The 16,318-nt window shown below is 35.0% G+C and carries 20 protein-coding genes, 1 pseudogene and 1 other annotated feature; of the genes and pseudogenes, 12 read left to right on the top strand and 9 right to left on the bottom strand.

Features of this window, described 5'->3' with window-relative positions; translation table 11 throughout:
- The first annotated feature begins 167 nt into the window (after positions 1 to 167).
- Positions 168 to 575 carry a hypothetical protein gene (locus AEA09_RS12765; protein WP_053584214.1) on the top strand — a complete coding sequence of 136 codons (408 nt, stop codon included), beginning with the start codon at positions 168 to 170 and terminating at the stop codon, positions 573 to 575.
- Positions 576 to 862: 287 nt separating this feature from the next.
- Here the strand turns inward: AEA09_RS12765 and AEA09_RS12760 are convergent, their stop codons facing one another.
- Both AEA09_RS12760 and AEA09_RS12755 read right to left on the bottom strand, forming a co-directional pair.
- Positions 863 to 2,224, bottom strand: coding sequence for a sodium-dependent transporter (locus tag AEA09_RS12760; RefSeq protein WP_053584708.1), 1,362 nt, complete (start codon positions 2,222 to 2,224; stop codon positions 863 to 865).
- An 85-nt stretch (positions 2,225 to 2,309) separates the two neighbouring features.
- Positions 2,310 to 2,537 (bottom strand) — a binding site (T-box leader).
- Between the two features lie 151 nt (positions 2,538 to 2,688).
- Positions 2,689 to 3,213 (bottom strand): dihydrofolate reductase family protein, encoded by a 525-nt coding sequence (locus AEA09_RS12755; protein WP_053584213.1) that lies wholly within the window; start codon positions 3,211 to 3,213, stop codon positions 2,689 to 2,691.
- 120 nt (positions 3,214 to 3,333) lie between these two features.
- On the opposite strand from AEA09_RS12755, the pseudogene AEA09_RS20550 reads away from it, so the two are divergent.
- Positions 3,334 to 3,441 (top strand): annotated as a pseudogene (locus AEA09_RS20550) (DNA-binding transcriptional regulator); the annotation flags it as partial.
- A 57-nt stretch (positions 3,442 to 3,498) separates the two neighbouring features.
- Here the strand turns inward: AEA09_RS20550 and AEA09_RS12750 are convergent.
- Both AEA09_RS12750 and AEA09_RS12745 read right to left on the bottom strand, forming a co-directional pair.
- Positions 3,499 to 4,029 carry a GNAT family N-acetyltransferase gene (locus tag AEA09_RS12750; RefSeq protein ID WP_053584212.1) on the bottom strand — a complete coding sequence of 177 codons (531 nt, stop codon included), beginning with the start codon at positions 4,027 to 4,029 and terminating at the stop codon, positions 3,499 to 3,501.
- 275 nt (positions 4,030 to 4,304) lie between these two features.
- Positions 4,305 to 4,616, bottom strand: coding sequence for a CotD family spore coat protein (locus tag AEA09_RS12745; RefSeq protein ID WP_053584211.1), 312 nt, complete (start codon positions 4,614 to 4,616; stop codon positions 4,305 to 4,307).
- Between the two features lie 478 nt (positions 4,617 to 5,094).
- On the opposite strand from AEA09_RS12745, the gene AEA09_RS12740 reads away from it, so the two are divergent.
- On the top strand, positions 5,095 to 5,442 hold the full coding sequence (locus AEA09_RS12740; RefSeq protein ID WP_053584210.1) for a hypothetical protein: 348 nt from the start codon (positions 5,095 to 5,097) through the stop codon (positions 5,440 to 5,442).
- Between the two features lie 1,106 nt (positions 5,443 to 6,548).
- Here AEA09_RS12740 and AEA09_RS12735 read toward each other — a convergent pair.
- Positions 6,549 to 6,821: a hypothetical protein gene (locus AEA09_RS12735; RefSeq protein WP_053584209.1), complete on the bottom strand. Its 273-nt coding sequence runs from the start codon at positions 6,819 to 6,821 to the stop codon at positions 6,549 to 6,551.
- Positions 6,822 to 7,220: 399 nt separating this feature from the next.
- Here AEA09_RS12735 and AEA09_RS12730 point away from each other — a divergent pair, with 399 nt between their 5' ends.
- From AEA09_RS12730 to AEA09_RS12695, 8 genes are all read left to right on the top strand, one after another.
- Positions 7,221 to 7,538 (top strand): hypothetical protein, encoded by a 318-nt coding sequence (locus AEA09_RS12730; RefSeq protein ID WP_053584208.1) that lies wholly within the window; start codon positions 7,221 to 7,223, stop codon positions 7,536 to 7,538.
- A 167-nt stretch (positions 7,539 to 7,705) separates the two neighbouring features.
- A complete protein-coding gene (locus tag AEA09_RS12725) occupies positions 7,706 to 8,143 on the top strand; it encodes a DUF4362 domain-containing protein (protein ID WP_053584207.1) in 438 nt (145 codons plus the stop codon).
- 28 nt (positions 8,144 to 8,171) lie between these two features.
- Positions 8,172 to 8,795: a hypothetical protein gene (locus AEA09_RS12720; protein ID WP_053584206.1), complete on the top strand. Its 624-nt coding sequence runs from the start codon at positions 8,172 to 8,174 to the stop codon at positions 8,793 to 8,795.
- Between the two features lie 522 nt (positions 8,796 to 9,317).
- Positions 9,318 to 9,542, top strand: a complete 225-nt coding sequence (locus tag AEA09_RS12710) for a hypothetical protein (RefSeq protein WP_053584204.1) — start codon at positions 9,318 to 9,320, stop codon at positions 9,540 to 9,542.
- A gap of 77 nt (positions 9,543 to 9,619) precedes the next feature.
- Entirely contained in the window at positions 9,620 to 9,748 is a 129-nt protein-coding gene (locus AEA09_RS20505; RefSeq protein ID WP_281176727.1) for a hypothetical protein, read from the top strand.
- Positions 9,733 to 10,044 (top strand): hypothetical protein, encoded by a 312-nt coding sequence (locus AEA09_RS12705; protein WP_053584203.1) that lies wholly within the window; start codon positions 9,733 to 9,735, stop codon positions 10,042 to 10,044. Before AEA09_RS20505 ends, AEA09_RS12705 begins: the two co-directional genes overlap by 16 nt.
- Before the next feature lie 89 nt (positions 10,045 to 10,133).
- Entirely contained in the window at positions 10,134 to 10,433 is a 300-nt protein-coding gene (locus AEA09_RS12700) for a hypothetical protein (RefSeq protein WP_053584202.1), read from the top strand.
- Between the two features lie 22 nt (positions 10,434 to 10,455).
- On the top strand, positions 10,456 to 11,208 hold the full coding sequence (locus tag AEA09_RS12695) for an amidohydrolase family protein (protein WP_053584201.1): 753 nt from the start codon (positions 10,456 to 10,458) through the stop codon (positions 11,206 to 11,208).
- A 151-nt stretch (positions 11,209 to 11,359) separates the two neighbouring features.
- Here AEA09_RS12695 and AEA09_RS12690 read toward each other — a convergent pair whose 3' ends face one another.
- The 4 genes from AEA09_RS12690 to AEA09_RS12675 form a co-directional block, all read right to left on the bottom strand.
- On the bottom strand, positions 11,360 to 12,076 hold the full coding sequence (locus tag AEA09_RS12690) for a CPBP family intramembrane glutamic endopeptidase (RefSeq protein ID WP_245622839.1): 717 nt from the start codon (positions 12,074 to 12,076) through the stop codon (positions 11,360 to 11,362).
- A gap of 103 nt (positions 12,077 to 12,179) precedes the next feature.
- On the bottom strand, positions 12,180 to 12,875 hold the full coding sequence (locus tag AEA09_RS12685) for a hypothetical protein (RefSeq protein ID WP_053584199.1): 696 nt from the start codon (positions 12,873 to 12,875) through the stop codon (positions 12,180 to 12,182).
- Positions 12,872 to 13,738, bottom strand: a complete 867-nt coding sequence (locus AEA09_RS12680; RefSeq protein WP_053584198.1) for an ABC transporter ATP-binding protein — start codon at positions 13,736 to 13,738, stop codon at positions 12,872 to 12,874. The genes AEA09_RS12685 and AEA09_RS12680 overlap by 4 nt, the downstream gene beginning before the upstream one ends.
- Before the next feature lie 3 nt (positions 13,739 to 13,741).
- Positions 13,742 to 14,101 (bottom strand): GntR family transcriptional regulator, encoded by a 360-nt coding sequence (locus tag AEA09_RS12675; RefSeq protein ID WP_053584197.1) that lies wholly within the window; start codon positions 14,099 to 14,101, stop codon positions 13,742 to 13,744.
- 736 nt (positions 14,102 to 14,837) lie between these two features.
- Between AEA09_RS12675 and pdxR the strand changes: the two genes are divergently transcribed.
- Entirely contained in the window at positions 14,838 to 16,268 is a 1,431-nt protein-coding gene (gene pdxR, locus AEA09_RS12670) for a MocR-like pyridoxine biosynthesis transcription factor PdxR (RefSeq protein ID WP_053584196.1), read from the top strand.
- Positions 16,269 to 16,318 lie beyond the last annotated feature (50 nt).

The raw sequence follows: 16,318 nt of genomic DNA, 5'->3' as shown, positions 1-16,318 counted from the left end.
TCTTTTGACGATAGAGGATTCAAACATACAGTTAATGATGCAATTAGTTTTGGTATCAAATGAACTTCGGAAAAACTGAATTTGATAAATACAAGAAAAAACTTAAATCCAACTATATTCAATCTCAATTGAAGAAGATATAAAACTAATACAAGGGAGAAAGATATATGAGTTCGGCAATGAAACTAACTATCCAGGATGCAAGAAAAATTAATAGAATCAAGGACAGTAAAAAAAATCTAAGGATGACAACTATTGAAAAGGTAAGAACTGAGTATAAAAGAATGATTCGTAAAAAATCTATATCTTTGTTAACAAAAGTAGAATTAAAAGCTTGGTTAACTCACTCGGAAAGGCGTCACAAAAATGGGCATCAACCTTTTATATTCGAAAAATACACAAGACACATGACGATTCAACTATATATTGACCAAGTGACATCAAATGTACTGGATGTAAGTGAGTTTGGAGAGAAAGAAACCGTATTAGATTTTTTAGAAAATAAAGCAGTATCAGCGTATTTAGAAAAAAAGTGTAGTCCTCGTAATTATTGTGAAATTCTTTTACCGATGTAATTAATAAAATGCGAAAAGAATTTACTTTTAATCTTGAGTAAAGATTTTAAAGCTATTGAGTAACCACTTCATATCAGCTTTTACGGAAAATATCGGAGGCACTGACAGATAGTTTAAGTATCTGTCAGTGCCTCTTTGTAGATTTACCATATTGTATCATTATAAAAGAGATGCCACCACAGACCTAGATGCTTGATGATAAAAAAGCGCTGAAGTTAGGCAGAATCTCTGCAAACTGTCAGCACTTCTTTTTCTATATTGGCACTTAAATAGCGGGTGGTTTCATCCTAAAAAAGTGCAATGATTTTATCAAGTATGCCTGTAATATCAAGGAATACGATGATGATGACAAAAGGAATAATATACTTCATAATAAAGAACCATATATTAAATGCGGTTGCCCCTAAGCGAGAATGCTGTAAAAGTTCCTCTCGCAAAGTGCTTTTCTTAATTTTCAGTGGTACGAAAATCGAGATTAAAAACACACCAAGTGGCATTAAAATATTACTAACTAAATAATCAGCTGAGTCAAAAATATTCTTCGAGAAGATTAAAATATCCGCAAATACACTATACGATAATGCAGAAGGTACGCCGACTACGAAAATTAAAGCACCAATCATATAGGCATATTTTGTTCGCTGCTCTTCCTTACCTTTTACTAGAGAGGCTACAATGATCTCTAACATTGAAAAGGCAGAAGTTAATGTAGCGAATAAAAATAAAGCTAAAAATCCTAATAAGAAAGCTTCACCAAAAATAATTTGATCAAAGACAGCAGGTAGTACAACAAATAACAAACCAGGTCCTTGAGCAGGTTCTAAACCTAGAGAAAACACGGCCGGGAAGATCGCTAATCCTGCCAATAAAGCGATGAATAAATTCATGGAAACGATTGAAATAGCTGGCTGAATTAAGCTTTCTTTTTTCGAAAGATATGAACTATACGTCACCATTACGGATACGCCGACACTTAGGGAGAAGAAAGCTTGCCCCATCGCAAACAAGATACTTTGAGAGTTAATGCTCGAGAAATCAGGTGCTAAAAAGAATTTCACACCTTCCATTGCATTATCAAGTGTCAGTGAGCGAATGATTAGAACAAAAAATAGGATAAATAAGGCAGGCATCAAAATCTTACTTACTTTTTCAATCCCATTTTGAATCCCTTTTGCAACAACTAGAATTGTGAAAGCTAAAAACGCAAATTGAGCGCCCATAACCAAGAGTGGATTTCCGATCGTTGCGTCAAATACAGAAGCATAATCTGCACCTTCACTAATAATTCCACCAAACAATCCTTTGGCAAAATAAATAACAATCCAACCACCAATTACACTATAGAAGGATAATAATAGGAAGCAGGTAAATACCCCTAACTTTCCGATCCAATGCCAATTTGTATTAGGTGCTAAACTACGGTAAGCACTAACTGCTTCTTTTTGAGTACTTCTCCCAATAATAAACTCTGCTAATAATAACGGAAAACCTATAAACAAAGAAAATAAAATAAATAGAAGAAAGAATGCGCCTCCTCCACTTACGCCAGTTACATAAGGGAGCTTCCATATTGCGCCTACTCCTATGGCTGATCCAGCAGCAGATAATATAAAACCAATCTTCGATGACCATTGCTCTGATGTTTGAATGCTAATCAATCCTATCTATTTTTATTACGTCCTAACTTCTGTAAAACAAAGTAAAAGACAAAAAAGCCACGTCTCTATCTGTAACGATAGGGACGTGGCTGTTCACGCGGTACCACCCTAATTGGAAACAAACCATGTCTCCCACTTGGTAAAATAACGGTTTAATCCGTTTTTATACCACTTGTTCTAACATGTAGTATAAAAAAAGCTCGAAGAATGAAATTCACACAGATCTTTGTATCAGTTTCCACCAACCACTGATTCTCTGCCAACAGGGAGATCTGGCTTAATATGTTCTTGTCATCGCTCATTCGATATTTAGAATAATAATCGAAATTATAGTATGATAACATCTAAAGGTCAAGTTCTTTTTTCAGAATTTAATATTATTTGACACCATTATTTCACTCAGTGTCAAAAAAATATCATATTTTGAGCCATTTCAAACATCTATACATATTAGGTTATTTTTTCACCTTATAATGCAGCTGTACAAACTGTCCAAAACGTTTTGTATCAACCAATACTAAATCTATTTGCGGATTATTTTCTTTAAATAATGGAATACCAGAACCTAATATATGGGGCGTGAGAGTAATAATGTACTCGTCAATTAAATTCTCTTTGATAAAGGCATCAAGTATGTCTGAACCACCAACCATCCATATTTTAGCGCCTGGCTGTTCTTTTAACTGTGTTGTAAATGCTACGACATCTTCATTTACAAAAACCACGTATTCAGTGGAACCTTGCTCAGAAGTGCTAAAGACATAGTTTTTCTTGTCCGGGTAAGGAAAAGCTTCGGCATGTTCCATGACATAGTCATAAGTTCTTTTTCCCATAATCGTAGTATCGATCGAGTCATACATCTCTGAATAGCCATTGTCACCCTCACCCTCTGTTTCCTCCAACCACTTCAGGTCATCATTTTCTTTCGCAATAAATCCATCTAAACTAGCGCCAATATATAAAATAACTTCACGTGACATTATTTTGTCCCCTTTAACTTTAGAATAGCCCTTATTAATAAAATTATAATGTATACACTATTTTAACCGAAAAAAATGGTTTGGTTCGAATGAAGTGCAAAATTCCATTTGATTGTATGCTTACTTAACAAAAAAGGCGTACGTCAGTGTAAAAGTGTTCCTGACTTTGAGAGGCATATCGTCACAAGCGAGGATGGAACGGGATATATTAATTCAATCATTTTGAAGAAGCCTCAAAATAAAAAGGCCTATATCTCTTTTGAGATATAGGCAAAAAAATCGACATCAATCTGTTCTTAAGCGCGAATACATATTGATGTCGATTAACTTCCCTTTAGATTTTTCATATTGTCTAAGTGTTCCTTCAAATGTGAAATTTAATTTAGTTAGAACCTTGATTGAATTAACATTTTCTGGTTCGACTTTTGCTTCAATTCGATTTAGCTCCAATGTTTGGAAAGTGTAATTTACCAGGGCATTGATACCTTCAGATGCATACCCCATGCCCCAATAGGCTTTTGCGATACTAACACCAATTTCGGCTTTAGAATTTTCAAAGTCGATTGAATTGAATCCACATGTACCAATGATTTCGTTTGATTCACGTTCAATTATAGTGAAGTTACTAGCTATATTATCCCGAGCTAATTCACCAAGAAGTGCAAAGATTTCTGTTGATTGCTCCTCGTACGTAAAGCTTGAGATGTTCAAGAACTTTGTAACATCAGGGTCAGACCAAATCTTAAACAAGCTATGTGAATCGGACGCTTTCATTGTTCTTAAATGTAATCTTTCGGTGTGTAGTTCCGTTTTCACTTCTTTTACCTCCAATTTTTGTCGATTGGCTAAGAGATATTGCTATTTGTGCATAGTTCAATCCCTTCAAGTGTATGTATCGATGGGGTGCTGTCATGTTAGGCGAAAAAATTAAAGCTGTTACATCTCAAACGTTGCGTGAATTGAACGTGTGAAGGATGTGTAACTTGTTAAGGGTTTTATTGAAAAAGACAAAAAAAGCCAGGCAATAGCCTGGCGTATCAATGTGTGTTTCACGAAAAAGAAGGTAGTTGTGAAACGAACGTGTTAGATACTTACCATCTTGGTTGTGGGCCACAGTGATGGTTGTATGGTGTGCCACACATTGTATTCTTTTCACAGCATTCATTTACAACGGATTCTGTTACTGGGAAATGGTGCTGGTGATCGATGATGTGTTTGTTAACTGTTGTGATATGTGATGGATGAACATGTGGAACGACTGTGTGCATGATATTCGTGCGAACAAACTGCTGTGTTGGATCGAACTGTGCTGGATCAAACTGTGTTGGCATCATATGCGGCGGACAGCAATGTGGATTATTTCCTTTGCAACCACGTGAGTGGCGACGATTACGTTTAAACATGTTAATGACCTCCTGTTTTGATAAGATATGATTCTTAGTTAATATATGAGGTGTATGACTAATTGGACTATTTGTATGCCTATTCATAGCTAGGTAAATCTCTCAGCTGCTGTTTTTTAAAAAAGGGACGCATGAAAAAAGTGGATTTATAAAGATGGCAAACTGGGGAATCTTTTTTGGGAAAAGGATGATGAAACTTTGCAGGACGCGGGGGGGATGTTGTTACCAAAAAAGTTAATGTAGCGCGATGAGCTGTATAATTAAACGGAGATCTTAATCCAGATTTTTTTAAAAAACTGGCAGATGAAATATATATCATGGTATGTAATGTATGAAATTTTTGGTTTGCGAAAAAATACTTTTTTAAACGAATCTTTGGGAAGGACAAAGACACAAATAGTAAGTTTAATTGGTCGAGTAATAAAAAAGGTATGCATGTTATAGCCAGGGAATAAGTTAACCTATTGGAGGGGATTACATGAAAAAATGGGGAGTATTTATGGTTTTAGCTTTGTTTGTAGTAGTTGGCATCTTGTATTATTCTTTTGCCAAATCGCAATTTGAATTGGCAGAGGAACTGTATGACTTTCCAGTTCCTAAAGGGGCCATGCTCATACAAACAGAAGTAACAGATAATCGAAAAAGCTTCGATTGGTCAGCTGCGTCTGGTGACAATGGTATACCACTTAGTTATAAATTGATACTTAAGAAAAATGGATGGGATCAAGGGCAAATAGACGGAACCAACGTTGTATATACGAAAGGTCAGCAGCAAATTAATCTTAGTACAGCTACAGATTATTTAAGTATTGCAAAGGTAGAGTAGGTGGAAATGACAGAACAAAAAATTCAATGGTCATCGTTACTTTTTTTTGAAGCATCTATATGGAGATTTTAATCAAATAGTAGATAGACGGATGTAGGGCATTCAACCTTTTTGATCACTTCATTTTTCACGGTCAAATACTGAACAACAAATTTTATTTAGAATATTTTTCAAACGTTAAAAAGTTCATTTGTCAAAATTGATATACGACTTAAATATAAATATGTGACAAACAGAGGAGAAAGACCTAAAATGGCGCTTATTAAAAAATATGTCGTATATCGAAATCGAAAGTTTGAATAAATCCACATTTGTTTAAGTCACTTTTAGAATTTACTGTGATAAAACGAAAATGAACTTAATTAATTTTCGAAGCAAAAATGTGGCTCAAGGAAAGATCAACAAAGAACGTTTGCTAATTCCAATTTGGCTAAACCATTTTTGGCTGCTCTAATTTTTCAAAAGGATGCAGAGGAGATTCTTCGGATCGAAGCCTTGATATACAGACATTACAGTGTATTTCCAACACACTTCTTTTGTCTTTTTCGGTAGCATTATTTCATTGATAGACAGATGGATGTTCCTCGCTGGTTACTCTAAATAAAAGGAGTACTTGGCGGTGTTTTTAAGAAAGTAGATGACAAGTCAATCATGAAATGGGAACAATATGATAAGGTCCAGATGCTTTTTTTATAATCCATTTGAAAGAAAAAATGAATATAAAATGTATTTTCTGATTGAATGCAGCATTTTATAGCTTGTTTTATCAGAAAAAACATAAGTCTATTGTCCTGTATGTATTATTTTGTAGCTTGATCAGCGGAGAGGAAATAGCTCTATTTTGTGTTGTTTTTGTATTTTTCAGGTGTTTTCGTTTGTATTTGAAAGTGCGAATGCAATGTTTTTTGACGAATACCTAAGAATGAAGATATTTTAGTAGAATGCCAAAAGGAGCATCTTGATTGTTAAAAGAGTGTAAGTACATGTTTTGGAGTTGAGTCCGATTTTTTGAAATAAGAAAGTTATTTAATTTTGAAGTAGAATCGTTAATCGTGAGCTATGACAACCTTCTCACACTTACTCAATCTTTTCCGCACCAAGTAACTTCATAAATAAAAGTAGTGTTGTAAACCCGAAAAATACCAACGTAATGAAAATTGTAAATGGATTGCGGGTACAAAGTTTAACAACCACAGCCCACCGAATATCGCCACCAAAAAAACAGTCCATCTGGTTTGCTTACCCACGTTATTTAAATGAAATAGCAAAATAATTTGTGCAACCGGGGCACAAATGAAGGCAAAAAATGTTGACCATCCACGCTTTAAATACCATGGCAGATTTGACTCTCGTTCCTCAATTGTTAGGTTCTCTCCCATACCGATTCTCCTCAAGTACCTTACTTCAATTTATTCACTAAACAAATATTTCCATGTTCTTAGTTTTGATTATACAGAGAAAAAAATAGGGTATTAAAATTCATTATTAGTGGAGAATGAATGATTGCAAACGTCCTAGGATTGCATATTGGGACTTACCTAGTTACACGATACGTCTTTTGGATTGTAAGAGTAATATTGAAAAATCTGTTGGAATTAACGAATGGTGTTCGAGTGATTGTTGTAACTAATTGTTGAATTTGACGATGTGTAGGTGGACAAATTTTAGATTTAAAAGGTATTTTGGAATATTTATGGAATATCTTATCTGAGGTTTTAAAATGTTTGTAAGCTGTTCGTTTTGCAAGGAGGAATATTCTAAAATGGGAGGCAACTATTATGACAAATGATTTCCTTACTCGAGAACAGATTGAAAAATTACTAGCTGTGAAAAAAACAGCAATCCGTGAAACCACAATGGAAGATATACAGCTAATTAGACAGAACATAGATAGTTTGATTGAGCATCATCGTAAACATGGTTTGGAGGAAGCAGTAAAAGAGAGCTTATTCCTGCGAGAGCGTTTAGATGAAACAATAATTACCGTTACAAATGAAACGGAACAACAAATTTCTTACTCATTCAAATACCCTGAAATGTATAAAGAGAATTATGTATTACAAGATTCAGGCTTTATGAGTGTCAATAAAAATTAGTAAGCAGAAGTAGTCTTCAATAAAAGGGGATGGCACATGAAAACAAGTTTTCTCAAATTTGATCGACAAGTCTGTCTTAAGATGAATATATTGACCACTTCGGTATTTGCAATTTCTGTATATTTTAATATCGAACTCATTTGTATGAGAGACCTAGGAGGTATTTGATGTACAAACTATTGCTATTTACACTGTTAGTATTGATGACACTAGCTGGCTGTTCAAACAGTGGCGCATATGACTCGACAGAAGCAATTAAAAGAGGAGATATTACCTTTTCTCCAAAAGGAGTACATAGTCTAGACAGGTTTGAGCAATTTTTAAATAACGTATCTACCAATAAAGAAGATGCTGTTCGAGTGACGTCGTATACAATTGAAGGTGACCCAATATTTGAGGATTTACAATATGACGGTGAAAAGATTCAATATTCTTATGATAATTCAAATGATGCATTTGGCGGAAATGATAAAGGGATAGATTCCGATGTTTGTACGGAGATCATTAGTAAAGTTAATGAACAAGGCAAAGAGGAATACTATATTACTGGTTGTTCGCAAAATACAGACTATGTTCTTCTTGAAATTCCAGAGGCAAAAAAGTAAATGGCATCGAATTGGAGGGATAGAAGCATTGAAAAAAATATTTTGGTGTATTTTAATGGGAATCTTATTAGTGGCTTGCCAAAATGAAGACATAACAAAAACGAAGGGCAATACAATTATGAATGCACAATTAACAAAACGAGAAGAAAATTTATTGAAAGCTGCTGCTGGCGAAATAATTTTTACATACGATGTTACAGTAGATGAGCGAGGAGGGCAGCTAGATGTATGGCTTGAAAAGTATGAATACGGACAGTTGTCAGATGATTCCAAAGGCGGAGTTGGGACGGAGATTTTTGAAGACCGACAAATACTCGTTTCGGTTCGGAAAGTTCCGGAAAGTAGAAATGCTATTGTCCGAACATCCGTTATAGGTGAGTCTTACATTGGTACAGGGGAGAATCTCATTGAATTGCCAGACAGTGGAGCATCCGGACATAGCTCACTTTTACCAGCTGTTACTACACTAACGGAAGATATGGCGATTGGCCAAATTATTTACGCAGAAGATACACTCAGCTTTCAAACAAGCTGGGGGGATTTAAACAACAATCCAGCGGCATTAGTAAGCGAATTAAAGGATTACCCTGTTGTGTATTTGGTGCGCTGCTCATTTAAAGAAGCAATATCCGCTGAATCAAGCGAGCATTAGTTCAAGATTACAATCCGGTTGTAGTAAATATTAAAGGGGGATTATTTGATATATAAAGCCACTTCGCAAAAGCAGTTGTTCGTGTATCTCCTTGGGTTTGATTTAATATTTTTCCTCTTTAGCTTGGGAACCTAATTTTTATGACATTGGTAGTACTACTAGCTCTTTTCTGTGTGCTTTTGTTATTTGTGAAGTATGAATTTGAAATAGATGAACAAACGTTACGATATCGAATCAAATTTCTCAACTTTTTAATGTATGAAAAACAAGTCAACGCGCAGGATGTACAGGCAATCCATTTCAAATGTGCAGGTTGGACTACGCAACTAGCCATTGTGAAATTACATAAGGGCTGGAATATACGTATAATGTTATTTAGCCCGCTTGAAGTTTTTTACCAATTGAAGATGTACGCCAAAAGAAATAACATTGAAATGAGCAGAACAAAGGATTATAAGACTCTAGAAAAAATGGCTCTGTAATAATCAAGTATTTATCTTTCAAAAATAAGGAGGTGTTTTTATGGGGAATTTAAATTTATTTGGTGCAGCAAACTGGGTGAGCATTCTTTCAATAATTTTTATATTACTTTGCCTTTACTCTGTATTAACTTTCTTTCAACATCTGAAAAACAACGATGAGCGATTGATCAAACAATCTAAATTAGCTGCAGTATTTTGTCTAGCAGTTGCGCTACTTGTGCCGGCTTTTTATAACCTATACATATACAGTGAAATGATGAGATAAAACTACTGTCACTAAAAGCTATAACTTGAAAGGGGTATAAACGTTGGAAAAAACGACTATGGTGGATGTTGCTAGTAATGATAGTAACGGTTTGCAATCAAGAAGACATAGAAAAAATTTATGAAAATACTATTAAAGATGCACGTGAAGAAAATTTTGAAGAGTATCCTTTAAAGTTAGGGGTAGAAATTTGTCCATATTACTAAATGCCATTATTCCAATTATTATAGGGTTTGGAGTTAGCGGAATTGTTTCGTTTTTTTTTAGGAACAAAGAAAAAGTAGATAATGGATTTGAGTTTATTTACTACAGATTAAGTTATCGTAAGAAAATGATGCGTACTTTATGGAATCTTCCTTTAATTTTTCTTGCGCTTATTTCGATAAACATATTCGCTGATTTGCAAATTTACGAAAATCTTATAATTTTTATTTTGTTTTTATCAGGCTTCTTCTTACAACTGTTTTATAATTTTTATAGGTGGAAGAAAGAAGAAATCTAATGTGAATAAAGAACGCTCGAATCAGCGAAGGCGCTGTGAGTTATATTTTCGTGGAAAAATACTTTTTTCGGGCAATAGGGGGATCAATAATGCCTAATAAAAGTAAGCTGATATTAAGTGGTTATTTGTTAGTGATTATTGCATTTTTGTATTTCGGTTTAAATGGAATTATCTATTCGACATCCGAAGAAGCATTTCCAAATGTGAAATTTGTAGCAACGTTATTTTTATTGTTCGTCGTTGCTTGGAGCATCGGGCTTGGTGTACGTAAATTCATTCAAATTACCATGAGGGATAATGAGCGGCAAGCAAAAAAGACAAAAGAATTATTCCTGAAGGCGACAGTAGTTTCGTGGATAGTCGTATTAATATTATTTTGGAAAGATTAAACTGAATGTAAGGGGAGAGTTTATGAAGATTTTTGACGCACACTTTCATATCATTGATTTTGATTTTCCGATTTCTGAGAATCAAGGATACATACCACCGAGTTATGTGGTGGAAGATTATTTACGTGAAACAGCTAACTTCAATGTAGCGGGTGGAGCAATTGTTTCGGGTTCGTTTCAAGGCTTTGATCAGGGGTATTTAGTAAAAGCACTTGCGCTAATGGGCCCGACTTTTTATGGAGTAACGCAATTGCCTTACACTGTTACAGATGAAGAAATTTTGGGGCTGCATGACAAGGGTGTGAGGGCGTTACGTTTCAATATCAAACGTGGTGGTTCGATGGATATTTCGAAGCTTGATTATTTTGCGAGACGCGTGTTTGATTTGGTCGGTTGGCATAGTGAGCTGTATATCGATGCGCAGGAATTACCGGAAATTGCACCAATTCTTCAGCAGTTACCGGCGATTTCAATTGATCATTTAGGTTTATCGGAGGCGGGTTTACCGCATTTAGTACAGCTTGTGGAGCAGGGGGTTCGTGTGAAAGCAACTGGCTTTGGGCGAGTCGAGGTCAATGTCGTACAGGCCATGGAGGAAATATATAAGGCGAATCCCGATGCCTTAATGTTTGGCACGGATTTGCCATCCACACGTGCAAAGCGTCCCTTCCATGTAACGGACATTGACCTGATTCAACAGACATTTGATGCAAAAGCAGCTGAGAAAATCCTATTTTCCAATGCTGATACTTGGTATGCAAGATCGAATAACTAGATAGAAATAAGTTAGAAACGGCTAGAAGAGCCTCTCCAAAGGCTAATCTATGCGTGAGCGAATAATATCTAGATTCTAATGTTCAACCTATAAAATTAAAAGTGCCAAGTGCAATAGTGAGTAGCCTTGGCATTGTTTGCTATTCACGATGTTATATTTGCACTTGAAAATGCACTTTTTTCTTCACACGTCTCCAAAGGAAAATCGTATATACAAATAGAACAAAAATAATGATAGATGCGGACATCATAGAACTCTCTTCATTGCCCATAAAATTGAAAAAGTTGTTAAAGCCATGGAATAGAATAGTCATAATAATTGAATGACCATCCATGATGAGTAAAGAAAGAACAAGCCCTACTAGCAGCGCATAAACAATTTGTATGACTGTATCTTCAACCGATTGGCCACCAAGAAGCTGTAAAGAATGTGTCACGCCAAAAAGTATGCTAGAAATCCAAATTGCTGTAAACGTACCTTTCGCTAACAGCATCCGAAGCATGATTCCTCTAAAAACAGTTTCCTCAATAAATGCAACGACGAACATCTGCATGATGAACATGAATAGTAAATCAGTAATTGATTCAAAATTTAAGCCTTTAGAGCTTATTAAAACAATACATAAAACAAGAAGAAGTGGTGAGACTATTAAAATACTTTCTTTATCGATCTTTCTAAAGAAGTAATGGTCCCACTTCTTTTTGGAAGCAATGTACATAAAGAGCCCTATTGCTAGTGGTATCAGCATGACAAACTGTAAAAATGGGCTAGAAGGTTGTGTAATTGATACATAGGCTCCATTTAAAACATAGAAAAACATCAAAAGAAATTCTAATCCAACGATTGTAAAACCAATCTTTTTATTCACTAGGTCGATTCCCTTCATGGAAAATTTTCTTATAACCTTATATCTTATGGCCAGGATTCAATTCTTAGATGTTTTTTCTGCATATTTTGTATAGGGTGAAACGTTATGCAGGAATCGCCGAAGCTTTTCGTAATGCGCCTGTAATCACACTGTAGATCAAGAAGGTCATGAGTAGCAAACTGCTTAGTATTGAGAAAACCGAAGCTTTTGACAGTACCTCAAAAAGTGGTGTATACCATTCGAAAATGACCATAACAATCGGAATTAAAGCAAGAATCCCAATAAAACTGTAGCCCCCGATTGTCCCTAAACGATAAAAGACCACATTTAGTAACAACCCAGAAATTAGGCAGAACAAAAGTAATACAAAGTCTAAAGCAACAATAAGCATAAATGGTTGGGTAGTATCAAAGAGTAAAACGGGATGAATGATGATGATATCTTTCACGTCTAACAGTTCAGAAAAGAATGTGATGATTTCATGCGTACAAGCAATAATGAAAGCGCCGGCAATACTCCAAGCAAGAAAAAATAGGCCTAAATGTAATACATATTGTATACGACTCAAACCAAGTTTTAAAAAATACGGCATTGTTCTATTTAAAATCTTCGAAGCCATGGTGCTGTAAAAAATATAAACAGGAATGGAAATCGTGATGGCAAAAGAAATATACTTACCAAAAAATGAATCTAAAAAAAACGATAGAAAGACAATGGAAAACAAAATGCACCAGAAAATGATATTTTGCTTTTTATAGCTTTGAAAAAAGACGTAAAAGCTTCCTTTTAACACATTCATCTAGTTGACCCCACCTTCTTTTTTTTACTTAAATACACCAACATGTCTTGCAGTGACACACTTCCGATCGTAATGTTTTCAGCCTCAATTTCTTTGCCATTTGTAAAAAGTACTGCTGTCATTTCATGCATGAAGGACTGCTTGTAAATAACCTCAAAGCCTTCAATTGCCTGTTCAACGTGGTTGGGGGAACCTTTTACTGCAACGACATGCTGAGGCCATTCATCGGCATCTTTTTGCAACAATAATTTGCCTTCATGGAGAATAAGAATTTCCTCAAATAACGCACTCGCCTCATCAATTAAATGCGTCGATAACAAAAACAATCTTGGGTTTTCAGCCTGCTGTTCAATTAATAAATCGTAAAAGGTATTTCTTCCTGCCGCGTCTAGCCCGATATACGGCTCATCAAAAATCGTAATGGCTGCATGACTTGCAAAGCCTGTAATAATACCAAGTGCAGACACCATCCCTTTTGATAGGCTTTTCACTTTGTCTTTTGGGTTGAGGGCAAATACTTGCAACAATTCTTTTGCAAAATCCTCATCCCATTTTGGATAAAAGAAGCTATTTGCCTTTAAGCTTTGTGCAACAGTCATTTCGTCTTGAAAATTTCCACTTTCAGCAACAAAGCAAATTTCACTTAAAACGTGTGGGGCATTGAAGACATTTTCACCGTTGACACAAATTTCTCCTTCAGTTGCAGAAAAGAGGCCAGCTAACATATTTAAAAATGTCGTTTTCCCCGCACCGTTATGTCCTAAAAATCCAATGATTTTTGGTCCTTCAATTGTGAAGTTTATATTTTCTAGCGCCTGCTTGTGCGTATACGATTTACTAACATTTCTCGCTTCGATGATCATACGTTATCCCCTTTGTAACATATTTTGTAATTCTTCATCTGAAATGCCTAATCTAGTTGCTTCTTTTTTCAATGGCTCAATGTGCTGCGTAAAAAAGCTATCCTTTCGTTCCAGGGTTAATATCGTTCGCGCTTGTGGACTGACAAACATACCAATTCCACGTTGTTTATAGATAACCCCTTTATCCACTAGTTCGTTCACGCCCTTTCCAGCGGTAGCTGGATTGATTTGATATTCCTTCGCAAATTCATTTGTCGATGGAATGCGATCTTCTGGCTGTAAGTGTCCATCGAGAATAGCGTCCTCAATGCGTTCGCGAATTTGTTGGAAGATAGGTTTTTCATTGTTTAAAGAATGCGTCACAATCCACCTCCTGGTTACATGGTTAATTAGTTATGTAACTAACCATACAACGCATTGAATTTTCTGTCAATTTATTTCTGAATGGAATTAATTTTTTGTATAGGACAAATAAAGTTGGAATCTGGGGATAAGTTTCTAATCCAACTTATTTCACTATTGGATGGCGGTAATTAAAGATCTTGCATAGCTTTTAATAACTGTTCTTTCACACAAAAGACAAGTAAATGGATTAGTGATACGCGGTCAAAACATTGGCAATTGATTTTTATAATAGTTGCGCAAAAATTGAAACACAAAAAGTTCTGAGATATAACACAAAATGGTCTAAACTAGAAAAGTATTTTTAGTATAATTTTATTGAAGTAAATAGGCGTCAAATCAGGGTTCTTATATTAAAATGTTGATTGTTTAAATTGGACGGTTAATTACAGATGAACTTATATTAATGGTTCATTACCAATGTACTTGACTTATAATAACCCCCACTATATGCAAGCGCATGGAACGGAAGGCGGCGACTCCTAGGGGATTAGCGAGCAACTTGAGACCCTGCAGGAGCGTAGCGACGAAGCGGCTCAAGGCTCGCCCCCTGGAAAGCGTCCGCCTATAGTGGAATGTGCTGTCAAGTACAGATTTTGGTGTAGAGCCATATTAATATTTATATTTTTTAGCTTGCATGACACTGCTAAAAGATAGGTTTTAAGCAAGTTTTATAGAAATAATGAGGTGAGTATATATGGATTGGAAACCTGATAGAAAAGCAAAAAAAGCTATATATAAACAACTCGCAGAATATATTGAAAAAGGAATTGCAGATGGTACATTTCCACCTGATAAACCTTTACCATCTGAGAGATACTTAGCTAATGTTTTGGATTTAAACAGAAGTACTGTGGTTAATGCATATGATGAACTAGAATCGATTGGGCTAATTGAAAGAAATAGAGGCAGTGGGACTACCATTAGTAAAGATATATGGGGTATAACAAAGAAACGTATTCCTAGCTGGAATAGGTATATTGAGGCGGGTTCTTTTTTACCTAATTTACCTGTAACACAAAAAATAAGAAAAGAAGCTATAGACCATAAATTAATTAATTTAGCTTCTGGAGAATTGTCAGAAGATCTTTTCCCAAAAAGCTTTTTAAGAGAAATAACTTCAACACGTTCTTTTATTGGGAGTCTAGGATACGATCATCCACAGGGGAGTGAAATACTTAGAACTACCCTTACAAAACACATAAAAAAAAGTCGGGGAATCGAAACCAAACCTTCTTCAATACTTATAACATCAGGCGCACAACAAGCATTACATTTAATTGTACAATGTTTGTTAAAGCCTGGAGATGCAATAGCAATAGAAGATCCTTCTTACAATTATACTCTTCCAATTTTGAAATCAGCAGGTATACAAATACATTATCTACCTGTCGATAGGGATGGAATAAACCCAGAAGATTTGCAGTCATTATATAAAAAACACCGTATTAAAATGATTTTTTTAAATCCAGATTTTCAAAATCCAACGGGTTCCTTAATGAGTGTAAAGAAAAGAGAAGCTATTTTAGATATATCCTCAAAGCTTGGGATTCCAGTAGTAGAAGACGATCCTTATAGTTTAACAGCTTTTTCAGGAAATAAAATACCAACCCTTAAATCAATAGATAAGAACGGAAACGTATTATACATTAGTTCTTTGTCCAAAATTGTTGCCTCAGGGTTAAGAATAGGGTGGATTATTGGCCCAACATCGGTGATTGAAAGATTATCCGATGCAAAGCAGCAAATCGACTTTGGACATTCTAGCTATACACAATGGATAGCAAATGATTTTTTAGAATCAGAAAATTTCAATTTTCATATAAAACGTTTAATTAAGGAATTAGAAAAAAGAAGAGATAAAATTATAAAAAGCCTTGATGTTTATTTAAAAGACCAGGTAGAATATTCTATTCCTCAAGGTGGCATTCATATATGGTGTAAAATACTAAAAAATTATAATGAAATCCAATTACTTGAAGAATCAATTAAAAGAGGAGTCATTTATGTTCCTGGTTCTACAATGGGATCTAAAAATGGATTTGTCCGTTTTACTTTCGCAAGAGAAGATGAAGATTCGATTGATGAAGGAATAAAAAGGTTTGCAGAAGCTCTTAATTGTTTATAAACATTTACTTCTGAAAAAGTATCTTTTATATTCAAAGATTCATAATTTGT

The organism is Lysinibacillus contaminans (assembly GCF_001278945.1).
Classification (GTDB): Bacteria; Bacillota; Bacilli; order Bacillales_A; family Planococcaceae; genus Lysinibacillus; species Lysinibacillus contaminans.
The sequence above is the reverse complement of the archived record's forward strand: the minus strand, read 5'-3'. Positions and strand labels throughout refer to the sequence as shown.